Below are 3,981 nucleotides of genomic sequence, written 5' to 3' on the forward strand. Positions count from 1 at the left end.
GCGAGGCGGCGATGGGCGTTGTCGCGGGCGTCGCGGATCGGATCGGCGGGGCCTGTGGTCGGGCCGACCGGCACGAACTGCACGCTGCGGATGCCGATGAAGCGCAACGCCTCCCGCAGGTAGGGCGTGGCCATGTCGATGCGGCCGCGGTTCATGCCGGTGATGAAATCGCTGCCACTCGCAATGATGGCGAGGGTTGGCCGGTCGCTCAGCAGCGGCAGGTAACCTGTCGCCGGATCGAAGCGGAAGGTCAGGCCCGGCTGGCTGATCACGTCGATCCATTGTTTCAATTTGTAGGGAATCGAAAAATTCCACATCGGCGTCGAGATCACGACACGCTCGGCGAGCGCGAGCCGCATCACCAGGCGCTCCGCGACTGCGAAGGCATCACGCTCGTCATGGCTGAAGCCGCGGCCGTCGATGCGGGCGTATTTGGCATCCAGGATCGGACCGACGAATTCGGGCAGCGGCTCTCGCCACAGATCCATCTCGTCGATGTCCCAATCGACGTGCGTCTCGCGGAAGCGGTCGACGAACATCCGGCCGGCCGCAGAGGACTCCGACTGCGCGCGCGGCGAGCAGACCATGTGCAGCAGCTTCGGCATCACTCCGCCTAGCCCAGCGCCTTCAGCACGGTATCGGCGTTGGTGACGACGGAGACGTTCTGCAGCGCGAAGTTGATCGAGGCGCTGTGCCACTCGGCGTTCATGGTCGAGCAGCAATCCTCCGGCACCACCATGAAATAGCCCTTGTCGGCGCCGGTGCGCGCGGTGTGCTCGACCGACATGTTGGTCCAGGCACCGGTGTTGATGATGACGTCGCGCCCGGTCGCCTTCAGGATGGTTTCCAGCCGTGTGCCTTCCCAGGCGCTCATCCGCATCTTCTCGACCACGAAGTCGCCGGCGCGCGGCTCAAGCCCCTGCACCGGCGCCGCGCCCCAGGAGCCGCGTACCATAGCCTTGCTGTCCACCAGTCCCTCGAACAGCGGCGCATTCAGCGTGACGCCCGGCGCCCCGGGCTCGACAACGAACCAGACATGAATGATGACGACACCGCGCGCCCGCGCAGCCTCCGCGAGCCGCCTGACATTGTCGACCACGCGCTGCTGGCGCGCATGAGCCGGAGCACCTGACTCGGCGAATGCGCCGCCCTCCATGATGACATCGTTCTGCAGATCCTGGATGATCATGGCGCAGCGCGCGGGATCGAGCTGCATGTCTCCACCAGCAGGCTGCGGCGCCGATGCCGTGGGCCGCGAAGCCGAGCCGCCGGCGCGCGCGGTCATATAAGGCTCGTGGCGCGGGCCGGCCTTGGTCGGAATCGCGTAGACCGAATGAGTCGCGGTCAGATAGAGCGTGCGGAAATCAGGCCCGCCCCAGGCGAGATTGGCCACGAGCTCTGGTACGCGCACCTTGCCGAGCAGCTCGCCTGCGGGCGAATAGACCCAGACGCCGCCGGGTGCGGTGACCCAGACGTTGCCGTGCTGGTCGCACTTCATGCCGTCGGGCAGGCCGGGCTCGAGCTCAGAGCGGATCGCGCTTGCAAATACGCGCGCATTCGACAGCCCGCCATCGGCATTGACGTCAAACACCCGGATCAATGCCTGCACGGTGTCGTTGACAAAAAGCAGCCGCTCGTCAGGCGAGAAGCACAGGCCGTTCGGCTGGTCGAACAGGTTGCGGTCCACGACCAGCCGCGGCGCACCGCCGCCCGGCGGCACCCGGTAGATGCCCTGGAAGCCGAGCTGGCGCGGCCGTTCAACGCCATAGATCGGCATGCGGCCGTACCAGGGATCGGAGAAATAGATCGCGCCGCTGGAATGCACGCAGACATCGTTGGGGCTGTTCAGCTCCTGGCTCTCGAAATGCGAGGCCAGCACCTCGCGCCGCCCGTCGGGCCGCTCGCGGATGAGCGACGAGGTGGCGTGCTCGCAGACGATCAGGTTCAGCTCGGCATCATAGGTCATGCCGTTGCATTTGTTGGACGGACGGCGGACCTCGGTGGTGCCGCGCCGCGGATCCCAGCGCCGCCGCACGTCGCCCGGCATGTCCGAGAACAGCAGGAACTGCTCGATCGGATGCCAGATCGGCCCTTCCGTGAACTCGAAGCCGGTCGCGACCTGCCCCACCGGCGCATAGGGGTCGATCAGCTTCTCGAACTCGGGGCGCACCGTCACGTGGGTCATCGGCTGCTCCTCATGTACTTCGAGCAGAATAAGGCTGTTTCGGCGACCTCCCTGAACGTGAGAGCGAACCTCGCCCCGCGTGCGAGGAGAGGTCGGATTGCATCGTCAGATGCAATCCGGGTGAGGGGGTACAGATCTAACAACTCACACTGCTCGTGCGTCTGCCCCTCACCCCAACCCTCTCCCCGTAAGAACGGGGAGAGGGAGTGCACTGTACCGGCTGATCGGCTGCATGACGCCATCTCGAACATTTGCATGTCCATTCCTCAAGCCGGAAACCAATTTCGTGATGGCAGGCTCTGCACCACGGGGCCCGGCACCTGGTCGTGCATTCGGCCGACCACCACGCCGTGCTCGATCTTGGCCGGGCGGTCATGCACCGGCAGCAGATAGCGCGAACTCGACAGCAGCTTCTTGATCGCGGCCTTCTCGGCGCGCTTGGAGGTACCGTGATTGCCGGTCGTGCGGGGCTCGGCGTCATGGATTTCGTTGAACGGCGTCACGATCTGGTCGTTGAAATCATAGATCACGTCGCCGCAGATGGTGGCGATGCCGTCGGCCGTGTGGACGTGGAGGTTCATCGATCCCTCGGTGTGCGCATTCGCCGCCTCACAATAGACACCGGGCATCAGTTCGACCGCGCCGGTCAGCTCCAGATCGAGGAAGCGCAGCGCGCTCTTGGTGTGCAGGCGGTCGATCAAATGCTTGATGTCGGGCGCCGGATATTGCGGATGCATCAGGCCGGACACCGAATATTCCAGCTCGCGCCGGTTCAGCACCACCGTCGTGTTCATCGGAAACAGATCGTCCTTGCCGGCATGATCGATGTGCAAATGGGTATGGCAGACGTAACGGACGTCACCCATCCGCACGCCGTGGCGCATCAGCTGGTTCTCGATCATGTTCTCATGGAATTGCAGGCCGCGCATGCCCAGCACCTCCATGATCTGGTTCGAGCGATAGCCGGTGTCGACGACGACAGGATAGGGACCGCCGAGGATCAGGAAGCCGAGCGTCAGCACGCGCCTGGTGCGGCCGCAATCGCGCCCCAGCACCAGGAAACTCGATTCCAGCTCGATATCGCCATAGTCCAGGATCTTGATCTCCAGCGGCATTGGTCCTCCCTTTGATTTTTCTATGTGTCGAGCCGGTAGACGCGAGCCGCGGTGGTGCAGAACAACGCGTCGCCTTCCTGGGCACCGAGCGGTGCGGCCGCCGCGCGGAACGCGTCAACGAGGGCGCGATAGCTGGTCCACAGTTTCTCGATCGGAAAGTTCGATCCGAACAGGCAGCGTTCGGCGCCGAACAGCGCCACTGTCTCGGCGACGATGTCGGCGATGTGCGCGGGATCGTTGCGATGAATGAAGGTGCCGAGCCCGGACAGTTTCGAAACCACGTTCGGACAGGTCGCCAATCGCTGCATGCCTTCGCGCCAGACTGCGCGGCCCGTAGGCGACAGATCCTCCAGCATGCCAGCATGCTGCAGGATGAAGGTAACGCGCGGGCAGGATTCAGCGAGGCGCGCGGCACTCGCCATCTGTGGCGCAAACACCTGCAGGTCAAAGCTGAACTCGTAGTCGGCGAGATGCGCGACGTTGCGCTGGATCACCGGATCGTCGCCGAGGTCAGGACGATCAGCGAACCGATAGAGCGGATTGTCGTGCCAGTGCAGCTGCATGCGCACGCCGCGCAGCAGTCTATAGCGCTTCAGGCGATCGAGCTGCGGCCGTACGTCGTCCACGGAGACATCGGCATAGGCCACGATCGCATGCGGCCAACCGCGTTCCTCCGCCGTC

The 3,981-nt window shown here is 64.5% G+C and carries 4 protein-coding genes; all 4 read right to left on the reverse strand.

Translation table 11 applies throughout. From position 1 onward, the window contains the following. Positions 1-605: FMN-dependent NADH-azoreductase (locus WA702_RS08460; RefSeq protein ID WP_425110071.1), on the reverse strand; the 605-nt coding region annotated here is incomplete at its 3' end. A gap of 8 nt (positions 606-613) precedes the next feature. Next, positions 614-2,185, reverse strand: coding sequence for an isochorismatase family protein (locus WA702_RS08465; protein WP_425110072.1), 1,572 nt, complete (start codon positions 2,183-2,185; stop codon positions 614-616). A 266-nt stretch (positions 2,186-2,451) separates the two neighbouring features. Then, positions 2,452-3,300, reverse strand: coding sequence for an MBL fold metallo-hydrolase (locus WA702_RS08470; protein ID WP_425110073.1), 849 nt, complete (start codon positions 3,298-3,300; stop codon positions 2,452-2,454). Between the two features lie 20 nt (positions 3,301-3,320). Further along, on the reverse strand, positions 3,321-3,981 hold a 661-nt coding region (locus WA702_RS08475; RefSeq protein WP_425110074.1), incomplete at its 5' end, for an amidohydrolase family protein.

The organism is Bradyrhizobium sp. (assembly GCF_049798375.1).
GTDB lineage: Bacteria > Pseudomonadota > Alphaproteobacteria > Rhizobiales > Xanthobacteraceae > Bradyrhizobium.

What these genes read in the sequence shown, in the direction of transcription:
- WA702_RS08465 (WP_425110072.1), bottom strand. Translation starts at nt 2,185, where the DNA reads ATGACCCACGTGACGGTGCGCCCCGAGTTCGAGAAGCTGATCGACCCC.
- WA702_RS08470 (WP_425110073.1), bottom strand. Translation starts at nt 3,300, where the DNA reads ATGCCGCTGGAGATCAAGATCCTGGACTATGGCGATATCGAGCTGGAA.